Source organism: Aeromonas sp. 2692-1, from assembly GCF_013085505.1.
Classification (GTDB): Bacteria; Pseudomonadota; Gammaproteobacteria; order Enterobacterales; family Aeromonadaceae; genus Aeromonas; species Aeromonas hydrophila.
The window spans coordinates 2,340,198-2,361,816 of sequence record NZ_CP038513.1; the positions used below are offsets into that span (position 1 = coordinate 2,340,198).

Annotated in this window: 6 protein-coding genes; 3 read left to right on the top strand and 3 right to left on the bottom strand. The window is 63.7% G+C overall.

Translation table 11 applies throughout. The features are described 5' to 3' along the window. Window positions 1–75: 75 nt before the first annotated feature. Genes E5E97_RS11320 through E5E97_RS11330 form a run of 3 tightly spaced genes read right to left on the bottom strand, consistent with a single transcriptional unit; the run spans window position 76 to window position 5,662 of the window. Window positions 76–2,235: a type I secretion system permease/ATPase gene (locus tag E5E97_RS11320; protein WP_253265152.1), complete on the bottom strand. Its 2,160-nt coding sequence runs from the start codon at window positions 2,233–2,235 to the stop codon at window positions 76–78. Between the two features lie 2 nt (window positions 2,236–2,237). Beyond that, on the bottom strand, window positions 2,238–3,602 hold the full coding sequence (locus tag E5E97_RS11325) for an HlyD family type I secretion periplasmic adaptor subunit (RefSeq protein WP_171280272.1): 1,365 nt from the start codon (window positions 3,600–3,602) through the stop codon (window positions 2,238–2,240). Beyond that, entirely contained in the window at window positions 3,599–5,662 is a 2,064-nt protein-coding gene (locus E5E97_RS11330) for a peptidase domain-containing ABC transporter (RefSeq protein ID WP_301270967.1), read from the bottom strand. Before E5E97_RS11330 ends, E5E97_RS11325 begins: the two co-directional genes overlap by 4 nt. A gap of 332 nt (window positions 5,663–5,994) precedes the next feature. On the opposite strand from E5E97_RS11330, the gene E5E97_RS11335 reads away from it, so the two are divergent. From E5E97_RS11335 to rtxA, 3 genes are read left to right on the top strand one after another with little or no spacing between them, the layout of a single operon-like run. After that, complete coding sequence (locus E5E97_RS11335) at window positions 5,995–6,393, top strand: peptide chain release factor 1 (RefSeq protein WP_076361215.1); 399 nt, start codon at window positions 5,995–5,997, stop codon at window positions 6,391–6,393. Window positions 6,394–6,413: 20 nt separating this feature from the next. After that, entirely contained in the window at window positions 6,414–6,875 is a 462-nt protein-coding gene (gene rtxC / locus E5E97_RS11340) for an RTX toxin-activating lysine-acyltransferase RtxC (RefSeq protein WP_161772470.1), read from the top strand. Window positions 6,876–6,892: 17 nt separating this feature from the next. Further along, complete coding sequence (gene rtxA / locus E5E97_RS11345) at window positions 6,893–21,409, top strand: MARTX multifunctional-autoprocessing repeats-in-toxin holotoxin RtxA (protein ID WP_171280274.1); 14,517 nt, start codon at window positions 6,893–6,895, stop codon at window positions 21,407–21,409. Window positions 21,410–21,619 lie beyond the last annotated feature (210 nt).

Sequence of the window (21,619 nt, forward strand, 5' to 3'; positions counted from 1 at the left end):
CGGATCCTAACAGCCCTGGCTGTATCGGGACTGAATCAGCCCGCCATTACTCACCACCCCATCATTAGCCACTCCCTAGCCTGTGTGAGCCAGGGCCTGACTCGCCTCAGCACCGGTCTGCTGACGCCACAGCCTGGCATAGAGCCCCTGGCGGGCCAGCAGTTCATCATGGCTGCCCGACTCCACTATCTGCCCTGCCTCCATCACCAGGATGCGGTCCGCCTCGCGCAGGGTATTGAGGCGATGGGCGATGCTGATGAGGGTGCGGCCGCGGCGGATGGCCGCCATGTTGGCCATGATGGCCGCTTCCGACTCATAGTCGAGGGCCGAGGTGGCCTCGTCGAGCAGCAGGATCCTGGGGTTGACCAGCAGAGCGCGGGCCAGGGCAATGCGCTGGCGCTGCCCGCCCGACAAGCGGGCTCCCTTCTCTCCCACCTGTTGCTCGAAGCCCTGGGGCAGCTCGCGAATGAAGGCGAGGGCACCGGCCAGCTGCGCCGCCTGCTCCAGCTCGGCCTGGCTGGCATCGGGGCGGCAGATGCGGATGTTGTCGGCGATGGTGCCGGAGAACAGCACGCTCTCCTGCAGCACCACGCTCATGTTGCGGCGCAAGGAGACGGGATCTGCGATGGCGAGATCCATGTTGTCCACCAGTACCTGGCCGTGCTGGGGCACATAGAGCCGCTGCAGCAAACGGGTCAGGGTACTCTTGCCGCAGCCGGACGGACCCGTGATGCCGATGAACTGCCCAGGCTCGATGGTGAGGGAGAGGTTGGCCAGCACCTCGGGGGCATCCGGCTGGTAACGAAAGCGGATGTGGCGAAACTCGATGGCGCCCTGAAGGGCGGGCACGGAGGCGAGCCCGTAGTTGCCATGCTCAGGCGCCTCGTCGAGGATGTCGCCGACCCGGCGCAGGGCAATCAGGGTGTGCTGAAAATCCTGCCACACCTGGGCCAGGCGCAGCACCGGCTGGGTGACGTGGCCGGCCAGCATGTTGAAGGCGACCAGTTCCCCCGGGCTCATGCGGCCGTTCAGTACCTCGCCGACCCCGAGCCAGAGCAGCAGGGCGGCGGTGAGTTTTTGCACCAGGTCGATGCCCTGGCCAGCCGCCAGTCCCACCTTCTTGGCCTGAAAACCCCGTCTGAGCTGGCGTGCCAGCAGGTGCTGCCACTCCTGGTAGAAGCGGCGTTCGGTGGCCGTGGTCTTTATGGTTTCGATGCCGGTGACCGCCTCGGTCAGAAAGCTGGTGGCATCGGCATCCGCCTGATACTCCGCCTCGACCTTTCTGCGCACCAGCGGCCCTATCAGCAGCCAGAGCAGGAAGTAGATCAGCAGCGAGCCGAGCACGCAGGCGGTCAGGCGCGGGGCGTAGTGAAACATGACCCCGACGAACAGCAGGATGAACAGCAGATCCAGCACCAGCATCAGGGTCGAGCCGGTGAGGAACTGGCGGATCTGGGCCATCTCCTTGACCCGGGCGATGATCTGGCCGGTCTGGCGGGCCTTGAAATAGCCGATGGGCAGGCCGACCAGATGGCGATAGAGCTTGCCGGAGAGCTCGGCATTGACCAGGTTGGCCAGGTGACCGAACACCTGGCCGCGCAGAAAGCCGTAGAGCGGCTCGGCGCAGGCCAGCGCCACCATGGCCAGGGCCAGCACGTGCAGACTGCCGAGGCTGCGCCCCACCAGCACCTTGTCGATGATATTCTCGAACAGCAGCGGGCTGGCGAGGGCGATGAGCTGCAGCAGGATGGCGAAACAGAAGACGTCCCGCAGTTGTTTCTGCTGGCGCAGCACCGCCGGGCTAAACCAGCTCAGCCCGAATTTGACCTCGGCCGGGGTGAGATCCTGCTGGGCCAGCAACAGAAAGTGCCACTGCGCCGCCTCGGCCTGGCTCGGCAGCGGTTGCAGCCTGCTGCTGCCGCTGGCGGGATCAAACAGCTGCCAGCCCTCTGGCGTGATGGCGGTGATGGTGTACCAGCAGCCATCCCGCTTGAGCAAGGCCGGCAGCGGCAGCGCCGCGAGCGGGCAGCCAGGCCCCTGCGACAGGGCGCTGCGCAGGCCAAGACGGGCAGCGGCTTCCCGCACCGTCAGATCGGGCGGTGCCAGATCGCACCCCAGGGCGTGGGCCAGCTGTTCGGCATCGGCCGTCAGCATCAGCTGGTGCGCTGCGTGGGTGAGGGCGGCGAGGGCGCCATTGGCGACAGGGGCGCTGTCGGCGGAGTGGGTCTGCTGCATCGTCATCGCTCCCGCAGCGCCTCGGCCTGATACTCGCGAATGGGGCTCAGCAGATAGTCGATGACCCGGCGCCGGTCGGTCTTGATCTCCGCCACCACCGACATGCCGGGGGTGAGCTTGACGGGCTGCTGGTCGATCAGCATCTCGCCCTGGCTCAGCTTGACCCTGGCGGCAAAGACCAGCCCCAGCTGCTCATCGGCGGTGGCGTCGCGCGACACGCTCACCAGCTCGCCATCTATGGTGCCGTAGCGGGTGTAGGGGAAGGCATCCACCTTGATGCTCACCGCCTGCCCCTCGTGCACGAAGCCGATGTCCTTGTTGAGGATCTTCACCTCGGCGAGCTGCACCCCTTCGTTGGGCACGATCACCAGCAACTGCTGGGCCGGCTGCACCACGGCGCCCTGGGTGTGAATGGCCAGCTGCTGCACCGTGCCGGCCACGGGGGCGCGGATCACCTCCAGGTGTTCCCGTTCGCGCAGCTTGGCGAGCTCCTGCTCGATGGCAGTCAGCTGCAACCTGGCCTGCTGGCGTTTTTCGATCCACTCCCGTTGCTTTTGTGCCTTGAAGCCGGCCAGCCGCTCCTGCAGGCTCTGCTGCTGGGATTGCAGCACCTCGAGCTCCGCCCGCTGCTGGGCGAGCTGACGCTGGGTCTCCAGCAGCTCTTTTTCCTGCTCCAGATACTCCACCCGGGAGATGGCATGGGACTGGCTCAGGGTCTGACGGGCCTGCAGGCGGGGACGGATGTTGGCCAGCAGGGTGGTGAGAGAAGCCATGTCACCCCGTCTGGCGGCCTGGTTGGCCTGGTTGACCCCGAGCTCGGCCTGCAGGTTGCCGAGGGTGCTGTGAAATTCGTGCAGCTCGCTCTGGTAGTTCTCCACCAGCGCCTGCTGCTGCTCCGGCGTGAGCCTGACATAGTCCGGATGCTGGTCGGGGGCCTGGTCACGGTAGAGCGACTGGTAGCGGATCAACGTCTGGTACTGGAACGCCTGCTGCTGGCGCAAGCGGCTCAGATCCTGACTGACCCCCAGGGTATTGAGGGTCAGCAGCGGCGCATCGGCGGCAACCGCCTGACCATCTTCCACGTGGATGCTCACCACCCTGGCCTGCTCGTAGGACTGGATCATCTGGCTGCGGCCAAGCACCAGTAAGCGGCCGCTGGCGGTGGCCTGGATGTCGAGCTCGCCCCAGCAGGCCCATAGCAGGGTCAGCAGCACACCGGCGCTGAGGGTCAGCGCCGTGATGCGGGCAAAGGGAGAGGGGGGCGTCTCGGCCAGCGCCAGGTGGGCCGGCAGAAAGCCGTAGTGGGTATCCGCCTGCCGGGGTGGACGGGGTTGGCGAAAGCAGGCCAGCCAGGTACGCAGATTCATGGGGTCTCCTCGTGCAAGTCCTGCTGCAGTCGCCACAGCCGGGCGTAATGCTCTCCTCGGGCCAGCAGGCTGGCGTGGTCGCCCTGCTCGACGATCTTGCCGCGCTGCAGAACGATGATGCGGTCGCACTGGCGCACGGTGGAGAGACGGTGGGCGATGGTGATGACGGTACGGCCACAGGCGATCTGGCGCATGTTGCGCTGGATCCGCGCCTGGGACTCATCGTCGAGGGCACTGGTGGCCTCGTCGAAGATGAGGATCCTGGGGTCGGCCAGCAGGGTGCGGGCGATGGCGATGCGCTGGCGCTGACCGCCGGAGAGCGAGCTGCCCCCCTCCGCCAGCACTGTGTCATAGCCAAGGGGCAGCCGCAGAATGAAGTCGTGGGCGCCGGCCAGGGTAGCGGCCCGGATGATCTGGTCCAGGCTGGCATGGGGCATCGACTGGGCGATGTTGTCCCGTACCGATTTGTTGAACAGGTGGTTCTCCTGCAGCACCACACCCATCTGCTGACGCAGGTGGTGGAGGGGAAGCTGGCGGATGGGCTGGCCATCGATGAAGATCTCGCCCTGTTCGGGTTGGTAGAGACGCAGCAGCAGCCTGGCCAGGGTGCTCTTGCCCGAGCCTGAGCCGCCGACCACCCCGAGCGTGTCGCCGGGCGCTATGGTCAGGGAGAGATCATCGATGATGAGGGGGGCGTCCGGCTGATAGCGAAACTGCACCCGCTCCAGCCGAATGGCGCCGGCACTCACCTGACCCGCGCCGTCACGCTGGTGCTCGGGGGGCAGGTTGAGCATGTCACCCAATTTATCCACCGCGATCCGGGTCTGGATGAACTGGCCCCACAGCTCGACCAGCCGTGACAGGGGCTGGGCCACGTGGCCGGCCATCATGTTGAAGGCGATGAGCTGGCCGATGGTGAGCTGCAGGCTGATCACCTCGCTCGCGCCGAGCCAGAGCACGCCGGCGCTTACCAGCTTTTGCAGCCACATGACGCCGTGCTGGGAGGCATTGTTGAGCTGTTGAACCCGGTAACCGGCGGTCACCATCTGGCTGGTCTGCTCATCCCAGCGCCGCACGAAGCGCGGCTCCAGCGCCAGGCTCTTGAGGGTCTCGGCGCCGGCGACCGTCTCGTTCAAGAAGGCAGTGTTGGCGGCGGCGTGGCCGAACTGCTGTTCGACCGCCTGCTGCATGCGCGGCGTGACCCACCAGGCGATCAGTACATAGGCGGGGATGGAGAGCAGGATCACCAAGGTCAGCATGCCGGAGAGGCTGGCCATGACCGCCAGGAAGACGAACATGAACAGCACGTCCACCGTCAGGGTGAACATGGTGCCGGTCAGGAACTCGCGGATGGTATTGAGCTCCTGCACCCGGGTCACGATGGCCCCCACCTGGCGGCTCTTGAAATAGAGCAGGGGCAGGGCAAACAGGTGCTGCACCATGCGCAGGCCGAGCTGGATGTCGATCCGGTTGGCGGTGTGGGCGTACTGGTACTCCCGCAAACCGCGCAGACAGACCTCCACCAGGGCGGTGATCAGCAGCCCGAACACCAGCACATCGAGCGTCGACCAGGCCTGATGCACCAGCACCTTGTCCATGACGACCTGAAAAAAGAGCGGGGAGATGAGAGCCAGGAGCTGCAAGACCAGCGAAAAGAGCAATATCTCCCCCAGCAGCCGTTTTTGCTGCAGGAAGGCCGGGATGAACCAGCGGATGTCAAAGCGGCTCTGTTGTCTGCGTACTTGATAGACTCGTCCGTTCCAGCGAGTCAGCAGCGCCTGCTGGTCGATGACCTGCGGGTTGCCGACGGCGGGGTCCAGGATCAGGGCCTGCTCCCCCTGACGCTGGGCCAGGACGCAGGGGTTGCCGTTGTCACTGAGCAGGACCAGGGGGAGCGTCTGTTTGGCGAGTTTGCGGGGAGCGATGTGACGTTGGCGGATCCGGCTGTCGGTCTGCTGTTGCAGCCTATCGACAATAATATCAAAGGGTTCGTCTGGCGTGATATCTATATCTTTAGGGGGACAGCCCAATAATCCGGTAATAATCTTCAAGCATGCCAAAACAGACTCGTCATGCGCAGTCATAATATACCCCGTTGCCGCGTTTAAACCCCTCCTGTTTATATGGGGCAAGGTGACCTGTTACAGGCAGGGCGCGCATACTAACGAGCCGATAATTATCTGTCAAATATTATGTGCGCTGACAAAATCAATAATAAATTCACTGGGTCAATATATCTAAAGGTAATCTCAAGTGTGGCCTCATTATTAACCTTAATGAGTTTGTTGATATTTATTTTGACGTAATTACTCTATTTTTGAATCATTGTTTAATTGAATCAAATAATATTTTCAAATATGGTAAATATAGCGAAAAATGAAATGTTAGCACCATGTTGATTTATCTTTGGTGGGATTTTTGTTTTTTGTTTTACCTTATATTTATTGATAATGGAATTTATATGACAGAGCAGTTTGTACAGACAGTATCCAGCGTCAACTACAACAAGGGTATTTTTTCCCTCTATTTCGTCGGCCAGGATCCGCTCAAGATGGCGCAGGGCGTCATGGCCGAAAGCGACAATGAGCTGGCGCTGAAACAGACGGTGCACATGCCGGCAGCTGGCTTTATGTATATGGTTTCAATGATAAAAAACATGCTTGAAGATCCGCGCATGGCGGCCGAGTTCGACAAGCTGATCGCCGCAGGCCTGATCCCGGCCGCCCCCGCCGACGCGCAGGAAACCGCTCCTGCCGCCACTGCACAGGCTGCGCCGCGCAAGAAAAAATAAGTTTCCGGTGTGGGGAGTCAATGCACTTGGTATTGCAACCAACGGAACCTAACTGGCAACAAAAACAACATATGTTGGGAGGTGTCATGCTGCTCAGCCAGCACTCCTCCCTGCACCGGCGTTATTCCGTCGCCGAGTGGCAGCAACGTATATTGCCAGCATTTGAATTGAACCAGTTCTGCTATTACGAAGACTCATGCGGACGCCCGGTTGCATTTTGCAACTGGGCGTTTGTCTCTTTATCCATTCGTGACACCTTGCTGGCCGCCGAGCGGGAGCTGATCCGTGAGGATTGGCAATCCGGCGATCACATTTTTATTCCGGAGATGATAGCGCCATACGGACACGCCCGCGCCGTGGTGAGCGATCTGCGTCGCCGGATATTCTTGCCATGGAAAGGGCAGCGGGTCTGCACTGTGCGCGGTCATGTTCATGCCGAACTTGGCCATTGTGTGCGCAGGGTGCAGTGGTTTTCCATTTAATCATAATGAGTTAATACATGGGAAAGAGTGTATGGAGAAGTATTGAGTACTTCTTTACCGGTAATTACACGGCAGATGACGGAAACAATGAGATCGATGCCTATGGCCTCGGTGGCGTCATCCATGCCTATGGTGGTGACGACACCATCAGGGTCGGCTCCATCGGCGCCACCGTCTATACCGGTACGGGCAACGACAGCGTCTATGGCGGTGCCGCCTACCTCAAGGTGGTTGACGACTCCGGCAACCTGACCGTTAAGGGGGCGGCTGGCTATGCCGACATCAGCAAGTCCCAGTCCGGCAATGTCCACTTCGCCGGTGCCAGCGGCGCCACCAACATCGATCACCAGGGGCGTGACGGCGACATCCGCTATCAGGGGGCCGCGCTGGCCAACTTCCTGACCCGCAAGGGGATCAGCGGCAACGTCAGCTTCGAGGGGGCCGGCGGCTACAACAAGCTCTGGCACCAGACCGACCGCGGCGATCTGAGCTACAGCGGGGCCGGGGCGGCCAACAAGCTGGACCGCACCTGGCACAGCCAGTATCAGGGCTCGCAGGGCAACATCCACTTCTCGGGGGCCGGTGCGGCCAACATCATCAGCTCCCAGGTGGAGTCCGGCAACGTCACCCTGAACGGCGCCGGTGCCTACAACAAGGTGTTCCGCAAGGGGCGCGAGGGGGACGTCAACTTCAACGGGGCCGGCGGCTGGAACGAGCTCTCCCGCTTGCGCAACGAGCAGGATGAGTACCTGCAGACCCGTGGCGACATCCGCTTCAACGGGGCCGGTGGCTACAACCGGCTGCTGTCGGACGTGGCCGAGGGCAACATCCACTTCAAGGGGGCGGGGGGTTACAACCATCTCTCCCGCAAGGGCTCGGACAGCGACAGTTCCCCCTTCGCCGGCGCCCGTGCCGACGAGATCGCGCTGACCACCGCCACCATGGGCGGCAGCTGGATCAACCAGTCCCAGGCCGTCACGGCCATCAAGTCCAGCCTGCAGCCCAATACCTACCTGTTTGCCTTCTTTGACGGCATGTACACCAAGGTCAACCGGGTTGAGCTCTCCAACGATGGCGCGAACGGTGCCCTGCGCTATCACGCCACCTCCTGGTACAAGGAGGGCAATCACCTCGATGGCTTGGCCGGTCGTCAAATTGATGCGGGCAACGGCTTCGTCTCGACGCAAACCGACGGCGCCTATCGGCTGAGCGATCTGGTGTTCGAGCGGCGTGAGCGCATCAAGCTGGAGGCGGTGGAAGCGGATCTGACTGAAAACAGCTGGATCAACTACGGTGGCGGGGTGAACGTGGCGGCTGCTGACGTGACGCTCTCCAGCGCCAAGATGAGCGGCTACGCCATTTTTGAGGATGGCACCAAGGTCGACGTGAACGCGGTGAAATCCCGGGCGCAGGCCAATACCTATGTGTTTGCCAAACAGCTTGGTCCCTACACCAAGATAGTGGTGGTGGAGCTGGCCAATGATCGGGAGACCGGGGCGCTCAAGTACCTCGCCAAGGCCTGGTACAAGGAGGGCAACCACCTGGCGGGGCTGGCCGATAAGGTCATTTCGGAGCATACCGGCTTCACCGCCATGGGGACGGGGGGCTACTCCCTGAGCGAGGTGCGCTACCAGCTCGATACCGTCACGGCCGTGTCGGATCGACTGCCGGCCACCCGCGAGTTCTCCAGCCAGCCGTTGCTGCCTCGCCAGCAGAGCGGCGGCAAGAGCAAGGGCGACATCTTCTTTGACGGCGCCGGTGGCGGCAACATCATCGAGTCCGACGTGACCGAGGGCAACATCCATTTCAACGGCGCCGGGGCGGCCAACGTGCTGATCAAGCGCGGCCAGCGCGGCGACCTGGTGTTCCGTGGGGCGGGCCTGGCCAACGTGCTGGTTCATCAGGGTGCCCAGGGTCGGATGGATGTCTATGCGGCCGGTGCGGCCAACGTGCTGGTGCGCAGCGGTGACGGCGAGTACCTGGCCCGTCTGCTGGCCTATGGCAACATCTCGGTGCAGCAGGGCCGTGGCGACAGCCAGGTGGTCATGCTGGGTGGTTACAACACCCATACCCAGCTGGGCGACGGCCAGGGCCTGTGGCTGGCGGGGGGCGGCTTCAACCTGCTGACCCAGGTCGGCAACGGCCGGCTCGACGCCCTGTCGGTGGGTGGGGCCAATGTGCTGACCAAGCTGGGTGCGGGTCAACTGACCGCCGGCCTGCTGGGCGGCGCCAACGTGCTGACTCACGTCACTCAGGGCGAGGAGGCTGCCGACACCCGCGCCGTGCTGCTGGGCGGTGCCAACGTGTTGACCAAGAAGGGCAACGGCAAGGTGCAGGCGATTCTGGGAGGCGGCGCCAACGTGTTGACCCAGATTGGTCAGGGGGATACCCAGGCGCTGCTGCTGGGGGCTGCCAACGTGCTGACCCGGGTCGGTGATGGCGATCTCTCCGCGGTGATGCTGGGGGGCGCCAACGTGCTGACCCATGTCGGCAACGGCGACACCCTGGGCGTGATGGGGGCCGCTGGCAACCTGTTTACCAAGGTGGGCGACGGTACGGCGATTGCCGCCATGATCGGCGCCGGCAACCTGTTTACCCAGATAGGCCAAGGCGATGCCTGGGCCCTGATGGGCGGGGTGGCCAACGTCTTCACCAAGGTCGGCGATGGCAATGCGCTGGCGCTGATGGTGGCCAAGGCCAACGTCTTCACCCATATCGGTGACGGCCTGACCGTGGCGCTGATGCTGGCCCAGGGCAACCTGGCGACCAAGGTGGGCAACGGCATGACGCTGGCCGCCATGGTGGGCAATGCCAACGTCTTCACCCACGTCGGTGCTGGCGAAACCTTCGCCGCCATGCTGGGGCAGGCCAACCTGTTCACCAAGGTGGGCGATGGCCTGACGGCCGCGCTGATGATCGGCAAGGCCAACGTCTACAGCCACATCGGCAACGGCACCAGCCTGGGGTTGTTTGCCGGCGAGCTGAACGTGATGACCAAGGTGGGCAGTGGCACCACGTTGGCAGCCCTGTTCGGCAAGGCCAACATAGTGACCCATGTCGGCGGCGGTCTGACCGGCGTACTGGCGCTGGGCAAGGCCAACATCATCACCAAGGTGGGGGATGACTTCCTCGGTGCCATCGCCAAAGCCGATGCCAACGTGCTGACCCACGTGGGCAATGGCACCACCGCCGGCGTGCTGTGGGGCAAGGGCAACCTGCTGACCAAGATCGGTGACGGCACCACGGTGGGTCTGCTCATCTCCGAGGTGGGCAACGTGATGACCCACGTCGGGGCCGGCAGCACCATCGGTCTGGCCAAGGGGCGCGCCAACCTCATCACCAAGGTGGGTGACGGGCTGGTGGTGCAGGGCGCCTGGGGCGACGTCAACCTGCTGACCCAGGTCGGCAACGGCGACCGTTACAGCTTCGCCAAGGGCCGCGCCAACGTGCTGACCAAGGTGGGTGATGGCCGGGAAGTGGCCGTGCTGCAAGGGGAGGCCAACCTGGTCACCCAGGTCGGCAACGGCGACGGCTACACCGGCGCCTGGGGCAAGGCCAATGTCATCACTAAGGTGGGGGATGGCCGTCAGGTCGTGCTGGCCAAGGGCGATGCGAACATAGTGACCCAGGTCGGGAAGGGCGATGGCTATCAGGCGCTGCTCGGCAAGGCCAACATCGTCACCCGGGTGGGAGACGGCATCCAGGTCACCCTCGCCAAGGGGGAGGTCAACCAGACCACCACGGTCGGGGACGGCCTGAGCGTGACGGCCGCCTACGGCAAATTCAACAACAACGTCAAGGTGGGCGATGGCACCACCATCAACCTGGCGTGGGGTGACTACAACCTCAACACCAAGGTGGGAGACGGCCTCAACGTTGCGGTCATGAAGGGCAAGGGCAATGCCAACGTCCAGATCGGCGACGGGCTGGACATCACGGCGGCCTATGCCCGCCACAACGTGGCCATCAAGATCGGCAACGGCGATTTCTACAGCCTGGCCATCGCCAGCAGCAACACCAGCAGCAACAAGCTCGGCACCCTGTTTGACAACATCAAGCAGACCCTGCTCGGCAGCGCCGGCAACCAGGCCATCAACTATCTGGTGCAGGGGGACGAAGAGGGCCCGCTCAAGGCGCCGCAAGCGGCCAGCCTGGGCGAGGTGCAGGGGCTCAGCGGCTTTGGGCTGGACGAGATTGGCGAGGTGAAGTCTTCCCTGGCCGGCAGTCTGACCGGCAAGGTGAGCCAGGCTGGCGAGCACGACGAGCAGGCCATGGACAAGGCGCTGCAGCTCGATGAGCAGGGATTGGCCCGAGGGGGTGAGAATCTCATCGTCAACGGCGATTTCGAGCGGGGCGCCCACGGTTGGCAGCATGCCGGCGCCGGCATTGAAGCCGATTTTTCCGCCGCCACCTACGGGCTGGCTGCCGACGGGCACGGTGCCCGGGTCAGCGAACTGTCGACTGACCGCAATACCCAGATTTCCCAGGATCTTGCCGGCCTCAAGGCGGGCGAGACCGTCAACCTGACATTTGATTTTGCCCGCCGGGCGAATATTTCCCTGCAACACGGCATCGAAGTGCTTTGGAATGGCGAGCGGGTGTTTGCCAGCGAAGGGGACGCCAGTAGCTGGCAGAGCAAGGCACTGACGCTGACGGCCAGCGAGGGTCGCAACACCCTGGCGTTCCGCGGTATCGGTGAGAGCAACGGCCTTGGCTACCTGCTCGACAACGTGGTGGCCACCGCCTCTGGCAAGGCCGAGATCGGCCAGGTCAGCGCCCAGCTGGCGCAAGACGACAACGCGGCCCGGGCGAGAGGCGATCAGGCGAGTGCCGACGCCGACAAGCAGCGACTCGAGCAGGAGAAGGGGCAGCAGCTGGCCGCCATTGCGGGCACCCAGGCCCAGCTGGAGGCCACCGATCAGCACAAGCTGGCGCAAAATGGTCAGGATCAGCGTGCCGCCATCGAGGCAGAATCTCGCGAGATGACGGCGCAGCTCGATACGCTGGCGCGCCGCTTCGAGCAGGTCAGGGCGTCCGACGCGGCGAGCGAGCCGTCCGGTCAGCACTGGCGCACCGGCTTTGCCGACCGCCTGCTGAGCACGGTCCAGGAAGATCTGGACGATGCCGGCAACACGGCCGGCACGGCGATCGAAGAGGCCAGATCCCGCCATGAGGCGCAGCACCAGCAGCTAGACACCGCGCTGGCCAAGTCCAAAACGGGTCAGCAGCGCAGCGAACAGCTGCAGGGTGACGCCGAGGCGGCGGGCCAGCAGAGGGCTGCGCAGGCAGAACAGCGCCGTCTCGACGCGCTGGCTCGCCAGGGGGAGGCAACATCGCGGCAGCAGCAGGGCGAAGCGAGTGCCAGCCAGGCACAGCTCGCCGGCGAGCAGGCGGCCAGTCAGGCCGGCTTGCAGGCAAACCAGGCCAAACAGAATGCGGCGAGCCTAAAGCAAAGCGGCGACAAGCCGACCCGCCAGGGCGTTCAGTCCGGCCCGTCGACGGCAGCCGGGCAGCCCCTGTTGCAGACCGGCGAGCTGGATGTGCCCGCCGTCAATACCTTGTCGGCTCCTGATGAGGTTCCTTCTTCGGCCATCGAAAGCGCCACCGGGCTGAGCGAGCAGGAGCAGTCCGCCCTCGACGGAGCGCTGGCGGCGGTCAACCGGTTGCAGATCAATGCCGAGATCCGGGCGAATGGTACACCCACCATCACCCTGCCCGGAATGGTCGGTGCGCGCGAAGCGGGTAGCACAACTGTACCGGCGAGCCATGCGTCTTCGCGTCACAGCGCCGAGCTGGGTCTGTCCGGGGTCTCCCTGGTCGGGCTGGGGAGTCCTGTTCGAGGCCCTGCCGTGGCTGTCCCCGAGACCGCCGGTTTTGCCTTCCAGCTGCTCAAGAGTGGAGACAGCGGCTTCATTGACTCCACCCGTCGCCAGCTGGGCAAGCTCTCCATCGATCTGCCAAGCGAACGCCTCAAGGCGGTGCGTGAGGCCGTGGTACGGGTGCAACAGCAACCATCGGAGGCGAATCTGGGGTTGCTGGAACAGAGCCTGACCCAGTGGCAGACGCGTGACCCGAAAGAGTTTGCCCGGCGCGGCGAGCAAGTGAAGGCGCTGCGTTTCGAAGCTGCATCCTTGCTGAGCCACACGTTTGCCTCCAGAGCCAAGAGCGCTGGCGTGTATGGACTGGCCTTGCCGCCGGAGCATACCGCCCGCTTTGAAGATCAACTGGTGTTCGATGGCATCGGCCGGATTATCGGTGCCGTGGGCGAGCTCAGCGCCACCGACATCGCCAAGGTGAGCGAGCTTGGCATCCGGTCACTGACCGAGACCAACTCCCGCGCCGAGCGACAGGCGCCACGCACCGAGCATGACAGTCTGATCGCATTTGCGCACCAGCTGAACCAGTTCGACACGCCGCAAACCCGTCAGCTGGCCGCAGAGATCAAGTCCCTCTGGCTGTCTGGCGACGTGCGGGGGCCGCGTACCATCGCCCTGTTTGAAACTGCCAGCAAGATGCTGGGGGATTATCCGCAGTTGCAGGTGCTGGCCCAATCCCTGCTGGCGGATGCCCAGCGCAGCAAGGCGACCGGCCAGTACATCGACAACCTGTTTGGCCGTCGCTTCGATTCGGAGATCGCTCATGAGCTGGTGACGGCCCCATCGCAGGCCGCGCTCGATACCTCGGCACAGCTGGGATCCAAGCTGGTGAAGGAGTTTGATGACTGGATCCAGACACTGCAACTGGATGAGGCCACCCGCACCCAGCGCATCGACAAGAAGATGGCGGCATTCGCCGAGGCCATCAAGAAAGATACCCGTCCCTGGTTCAGCCGGGTGCCCAGTCTGACCGAGTTCCTGGCCGAGCCTACCTTTGCCAACTTCAAGCAGATGATGACCCGGGTCGACAACGGTTTCGATGTCATCAAGGTCCCCTTCCTGGCGGTGAAGATGGCCACCCACCCCGAGCTTGGGATGGACACGGCCAACTGGAAGAGAGAGGGCGATCGCTTCTACGGCAGCGTCATCACCAAGGCGCGCTCGACCAGTACCGAGGTTGCTTCGGCCAAGGATGGTCTGCTGCAGGTCGACCTGCCTGGCCGTACCACCAGCGACTATGGCACCGGTCTGCACTACCAGCCCGGTGGTGACAAGTACGAGGATTTCCTGAACGGGCGCAGCGTGGCGGATGGCCGCATTCTGACACCGGGCAAGGAGACCACCTTTGAGCGCAATGCGCTGGACAAGGGGCTGTCCGTGGTGACAGGTGCTTCCGGCTCGACCAACATCATGGTCCACCTGAACAACTATCTGGCTGCCAAAGATCCTGCTTACTCCCCAAGCCAGGCTTACCTCAACACCCTTGCCTTCCTGGTATTCGATGGCGGTCACTCGGTGAACGAGAGTCTGACGGTCTATCGGGCGCTGCAGGAGAGCGGGGATGCGCGCAAGCAGGTGCTGGAGAGCTATACCGCCAACTACCGGGATCTGGTCGATCTGGCTGGCGAAGACAGCAAGGCGTCGGTACAGACTGCCCTCGATGGTGCCTTCGGCCGTACTCTCGAGTTCTATCAGCAGCATGCCTATACGGCGCAGCTCGATGAGCTGGTCGCCCTCGGCACGCCACGCAAGGGCGATACGCTTGCCGATGGCGAGCTGCCAGCAGGCTCCGGCAAACCCGTCTCCGTGGCAAACGATGGTTCGGCCCCGCTGGACAAGCAGCCGCTGAACCCGCTGACCCGCTTCCTCAACGACAACCTCTACGGTACCCGTGATGAGCGGCGCCAGGTGGGCGACATCACCCGCCAACTGCTCGACCATGCGGTGAGCAAGGGCGAGACCGAGCAGGTGACCCTGCAAGGGGATGCCGGCCGTCTGTCCGGTTACCTGCACAAGGGGGCCGAGCAGCCGGGGACGCCGCAGGATGGCAAGCCCGAGGTGGTGCTGTTCCTGCATGGTTCGGGTTCTTCCGCTGAGGAGCAGGCCGATGCGGTTCGCAGCCACTATCAGAAGCAGGGCGTCGACATGCTGGCGGTCAACCTGCGTGGCTATGGGACCAGCGATGGCGGACCCAGCGAGCAGGGGGTCTACCAGGATGCCCGCACCATGTTCCGCTATCTGGTGGAAGAGCGCGGGGTGGCGCCTGGCAAGATCCTGATCCATGGCTACTCCATGGGCGGGCCCATCGCCGCCGATCTGGCCCGTTATGCCGCCGAGCAGGGCAAGCCGGTGGGTGGGCTGCTGCTCGATCGCCCCATGCCCAGCATGAGCAAGGCGATCACGGCCCACGAGCTGCCCAACCCGGGCGGTCTGGTGGGGGCGCTTGCCAAGGCGGTCAACGGTCGTTTCTCGGTGGAGAAAAATCTCGACGGCCTGCCCAAGAGCACGCCCATCATGCTGCTGACCGACAACGAAGGGCTCGGCAGCGAAGGGGAAAAACTGCGGGCCAAGCTGGCGGTGGCCGGTTATCAGGTCAGCGGCGAGCAGACCTTCTATGGCCATCTGGCCAGCAACCGCTTGATGGGTCAGTACGCCGAGCAGATTGTAGGTGACTTGTTCAACCGCACGCCGTCGGCTGCAGACATTGAGGCGCCGCTCAAGGGCATCGAGGACATCAGGCGCGATCTCAAGCGCTATCAGGAGGCGCTCGCTCCGCAGGTGGGCAGCAATGGGGCGACCAGAGACATCCGTACCACCAAGGCCTTCCTGGCCGGGTATCAGCAAGGGTTGGCCGGCAAGGTGGTCGAGGGCTTCCAGCCCGACATGAGCATGACCCAGCTGGTGGACCTGTTCGTCCAGCCGACCCTGTCGCCACAGCAGCAGGGGGCGCTGGCCTGGGAGATCGAAAACCGGGCGCTCAAGAGCACCATCAAGCCCAGGATTGAGCAGTCCAACCGTCTGTTCCGCGACGTGGCCTCACAAGGTGGCACGGATCCGCATGCCAGAGAACATCTGGCTCCCCAGCTGTTGCTGCTCAATCTGGCGGATGACGGCTTCGGTGGTCGCTGCGATCCCCTCTCCAAGCTGGTGCTGGTCGCCAAGCAGCTGGAGAGCGAGGGGCAGCCCGATCTGGCGCGGCGCATGATGGAGAAGCTCTACTCCGCGGCGGCGGTCATCAACAACCCGGATCGCTACTCGGCAACCGAGCTGGACAATGCCCGCAAGCTGGTGGGCAGCCTGGCGGAGATCCATACCAACACGCCTGCTGCCTACAACTACGACAGCCTGCGCAGCATCAAGTACGACATCGTCAAGGAGAAGTGGGAGGGCAAGAACGCCATCTCCCTCGACACAGTGCTCACCAAGCTGACCGCCAAGGGCAGCGATGCTCCCGTGTTGCTGGAGCTGGATGCACCGGGCCACGCCATGGCGGCCTGGGCCAAGCAGGGAGAGTCTGGCCGGATCTACGGCTTCTACGATCCCAATGCCGGCATCGTCGAATTCTCCTCCGCCGAGAAGTTCAGTCGTTACATGACCCGCTTCTTTGGCAAAGAGGGGCTGGACATGGCCAACGGCTACCACCTCAAGCCGGGGCCGGACGGCAAGCCGCTGTTCTTCAGGGTCAGCGAGATGAACGGCGCCGAGCTCGCCCGCTTCAAGCCGTCCAAGGATCTGGCCAACAAGGTCACCCTGCAGGAGATCCTGCAGTTGCCGGTATTTGACGAGAGTCCGATGGCGCCGCTGCCGGGCAAAACGGTGGTGACGGAGCACACAGCCAAGCTGTTTGCCGATGTCTACAGCCCGGATGAGCTGAAAAAAGCCGCCCAGGTCTTTGCCAAGCCCATTGGCGAATCTTATCAGCAGATCCTGGATCAGCTCGCCACGCTGCACGGTGCCAGCGGGCAGGCCAAGGTAGAGGCCGCATTGCGGTTGAACAATCTGATCGACGACTACCTGGTCAAGCACGAAGGTTCCGGCAGAAACCCGGCGCTGAGCAAGCTGCAGAGTCAGCTTCACGGCAATCTCTATCGCGGCGAGCTGGCCTCGCTGCAAGCCGAGGTAACGGCGCTGGCCAAGACCCGCCCGGACTTGGCTGCCATTGTCATCGGCAAGGCCACCGAAGAGGCGCAGGGCCAGCATCCGGGTCTCACCCAGATGGTGTTGCGCTGGGCAACGCAAGACCCCTATCTGGCGGCCAAGGCTGGATACCAGGGGGGCGTGCCGGCGGATTTGCCGTTTGATGCCCGCTTCCACATCGCGCTGGGCGAACACCATGGTGACCTGAAGAAGTGGTTGACCGAAGCCCAGGGGAAAGGGCTGCTGAGCCGGGCCGTGCTGGACGACACCCGCAAGGTGCTGCATCTGGGTTACTCCTATCAGGAGCTGCAGGACATGACGGGGGAGCAGTCCGCCCAGATGGCGGTCTACTTCATCAAGGAGGCTGCCAAGCAGGCCGCACCCGGTTCGGAACTCTCTGCCGAGCACATCATGCTGGACAAGTTCGGTGACCGCCGTTACCTCGGTGAGCTGGAGTCTCGTCGCATCGAGCAGATCGAGAACATCTATCACAGCAGCAAACAGACCGATGTGGCTGCCTGGGATGCCCGTTATGGTGGCGACGCCCTGCGGACGCTGAACGCGCAGCTGGATGGGGATAGCACGCTGGCCGGACAACTGGCACGCCTGCTGGATAACCGCAATGGCCTGCTCATTGGTGAAACCCATGGCAGCGATGTCAACGGCCTGCGGTTTGTCAATGAACAGATGGATGCACTCAAGGCCCAGGGAGTGGCCGTCATCGGCCTGGAGCATCTGCGTGGTGAGCTGGCGCAGCCGCTGATCGACCGTTATCTGGCGGGGGGGGAGATGTCTCCCGAGCTGGCGACCATGCTCAAGAGCAAGCACCTGGAGCCCTCCCTGTTCGAACGGGCCCGGGAGCGGGGGATGCGGATCGTGGCGCTGGACGATGGCAGTACCGCCAGACCCGTCATCGGCGGGACCGAGCACGGCCTGATGTACCGGGCCGGGGCAGCCAACAATGTCGCCGTCGACGTACTGGGCAAGCTGCCAGCTGGTGAGAAATTCGTCGCCATCTACGGCAGTGCGCACCTGGCGTCCCACAAGGGGATCGAAGGCTTCGTGCCCGGCATCACCCATCGCCTGGGGCTGCCGGCCCTGAAGGTGGATGCGGACAATCGCTTCCATCTGCAGGCGGATGATGTCAGTCAGCGGGTCGAGTACGCCGATGTCGGCAGGAAGTGGACGCCGCCGGCGGCGCTGGATGGCGCGGATCTGCCGGTTCGCAACCAGCGGGTCGAGCAGTGGCAGCGACCTGAGGTGGTGCCGGGCAGTGAAGGGGGCGAGACCCGCTTCACCAGCCAGATCATCATCCAGACCGAAGATGATCCGGTGGCCGCCAAGGCCGCGGCCAGCCTGGCCGGCAAGCACCCCGACCGCAGTCTGGTGGTACAGCTGGATGCGGATGGCAACTATCGGGTGGTGTATGGCGACCCTGCGCAACTGGCCGGCAATATCCGCTGGCAGGTGGTGGGACATGGCCGTGATGCGGATGGGCAGAACAACAGCCGTCTCAGCGGCTACAGTGCCGATGAGCTGGCCGGTCATCTGCGCCGCCTGGGCGATCGCCTGCAGCAAGAGGCTGGTGTGACCACCAAGCCGAGCCACATCAGTCTGGTGGGTTGCTCCCTGGTGAGCGACGACCTGCAGACCGGTTTTGCCCGCCGCTTCATCCAGGCGCTGGATGGCGAGGGGATCCGTACCCAGGTCTCGGCCCGCAGCAGTGAAGTGGCGGTCGATCAGGGCGGGCGCAAGCATACCCGCGATGAGGCGGATGTCTGGGCTCGCAAGGTGGCAGCCAACAAGGTGGTGCTGACCCTGGATGACGCCGGCGAACCCGTGGTGCACAACGAACGGGTGCGCGGCGGTGTGGCCGAAGGGGATATCGTGCTGGCCAAGGTGGGAGAGAGCGAAAGCCGTGCCCGGGGCGCCATTGCCGACAACGACGAGACCTTCGTCGCACCCGACAAACAACGCCAGCCGGAAACGGCCTCGAGCCAGGCCGACAATGCGGTCAGCTACTCGGGCAACATCCAGGTCAACGTGGGGGATGGCGAGTTCACCGCCCTCAACTGGGGGACTACCAACCTGGGGGTCAAAGTGGGCACGGGTGGCATGAAGTCGCTGGCCTTCGGCGACAACAACGTCATGGTGCACATCGGGGATGGCGACAGCAAACACAGCGTCGACATCGCCGGCTACCGGGCGCTGGAAGGGGCCCAGCTGTTCGTGGGGCAACGCAACGTCAGCTTCAACCTGGGGCGCAGCAACGATCTCATCGTGATGCTGGAAAAATCCATCCCCACTCCGCCGCTGGTCAATCCGTTTGGCGGGGCGGCCCGCATTGCCGGCGCCCTGCAGCAGATCGCCGGTGACGGTGCCAAGCCGGATTGGGTGGCCAGCCAGTGGGATCAGTGGACCCTGGCCGGCGCCAACAAGTTTGTGGCCGACATGGCCGGGCTGGATCAGACCAGCAGCGTCGAATACGGCTCGCTCACGCGTCTGGACAGCGACCATGAGCGCAGCAGCCGCGGGCTCAAGAGCGATCTGGAGGCAACCCTCAACAAGGAGTTCAACAAGCGGATCTCGGGCGGCGGTCAGGGCGAACAGGGGCCGTTGAGCCGGGCGGACAAGCTGCGCCAGGCCAACGAGAAGCTGGTCTTCAACTTCGCGGTGGCCGGTCAGGGGGCCGACATCCAGGTCACCACGGGCAACTGGAACTTCGTGTTCGGTGACAACATCCAGGCGATGCTGGACACCAACCTGGGCTCCCTGTTCGGGCTGATGACCCAGGAGTTCACTGCCAGCGGGCAGGCGAAAACCACCTTTACCTTCACCCCGACCGATCTGCCGCGCCAGCTGCAGAACCGGTTGCTGGGGCGCCTGGCAGGGGTGGGGGCCGATACCACGCTGGCGGACATCTTCGGTGTGGATTACAACGCCCGTGGCCAGCTGGTGGCCCGCGATGGGGCGGCCATCGATGCGCCGGCCCTGTTGCAGGAGATGCTGGGGGTCATCGCCGAGTTTGGTGGCGATCAGCTCAAGAGCCTGACCGATCCGGCCAAGTGGCTCGATCAGCTCAAGGCCGGGCTGGATCTGGGGGAGGATGCCCTCAGCAGCTTTGCCCGCAGCCACGGCCTGCAGGATGAGGCACCCGAGGAGGCCAAGTCCGGTACCGTGACGGTGCAGCAGGGGAACGACGCCAAGCCGGCGGCGCTGCCAGCCGCCACCGAGGAGCGGGCCTTCGGTTTCAATGCGCTGAGTCTGCCCAACCTGTTTGCCACCCTGTTCAACCGGGACAAGCAGGCGGAGGTGGTGGCGCTGGCCAGCAACCTCAAGCAGAACCTGACGGCCGATCTGCTCAACATGAAGGAGCAGACCTTCGACTTCCTGCGTAACAGTGGTCACCTGCAGGGGGATGGCGACATGCATGTCTCCCTTGGCAACTACAACTTCAACTGGGGGGGAGACGGCAAGGATCTGGGGGCCTACCTCGGCGACAACAACAACTTCTGGGGTGGCCGCGGGGACGATGTCTTCTACGCCACCGGGACCTCCAACATCTTCACCGGAGGTGCCGGTCAGGACACCGGGATCATGATGGGCCGGGAGAACATGATGTTCGGCGGGCAGGGTGACGATGTCGCCGTGCTGGCCGGCCGTGTCAACCGCGCCTTCATGGGGGAGGGCAACGATCAGGCCTTCATCTTCGGGGAAGAGGGCATAGTGGAAGGGGGCACCGGCCAGGATTATCTGGTGACCTCCGGCAACTACAACCAGATAGATGCCGGCGCGGATCAGGACTTCACGGTGACCATAGGTCATCACAACCAGATCCGGCTCGGAGAGGGCGACGACTTTGCCATGGTGTTTGGCAATCACAACCGCCTGCTGGCCGAACATGGCAACAACCAGGTCAAGCTGATGGGCTATCACGCCACCATTCGGGGCGGTGACGGCCGGGATCGGTTGATCGCCGATCAGGTCGCCAAGTTCAGTCAGCTCGATGGTGGCGCCGGCGATGACCTGCTGGTGCTGGGCGGTTATCAGAACCAGTTCAGCGGTGGCACCGGCGTCGACAGCTTCGTGTTCAGTGGCGCCGTGATAGAGAACCTGGTGCAGGACATCGGCAAGGAGGACTTCATCGTCTTCAACGATGTCAGCTGGCGGGATCTCTGGTTCAAGCGCAGCGGCTACGATCTGCAACTGCTGGTCAACCGTCACACCGACGGCACCAGCGAGCAGGGCAAGTTCGAGCAGCTGGGCAGTGCCACCTTCAGCAACTACTTCGCCGACAACCGGGCCCAGCTGGTGATCGGGCTTGGCGAGCAGCAGGCTGACGGCGAGCGCAGTTACAGCGCGCTCTCCCATCAGGCGGTGGACAACCTGATCCAGGCCATGAGCAGCTTCGCCCCCGAAGCGGGCGACATGGGCCTGCTCAACCGGCTCGACAGCCAGGCCAACAGCCTGGTGCAGTCGGCCTGGGGTGATGTGATCCAGGGCAAGGGGCGGGTTGCCTGAGCAACCTGACTTCCCTCCCATAAGGTAAAAACCTGCTCTTCGGAGCAGGTTTTTTTATGGCAAGAGGGTGGGGTGAGTCGCATCCCCTGCCTGATGACGGGAACGCGCCTCCTGGCTCCCTCGCACAACCAGCGCCAGCATTCTGCCAGCACCTGTCTTTCCCGGCATGGCCAGCTTCCACTCCCCGGCTGGTTATGATATCCATTCGGT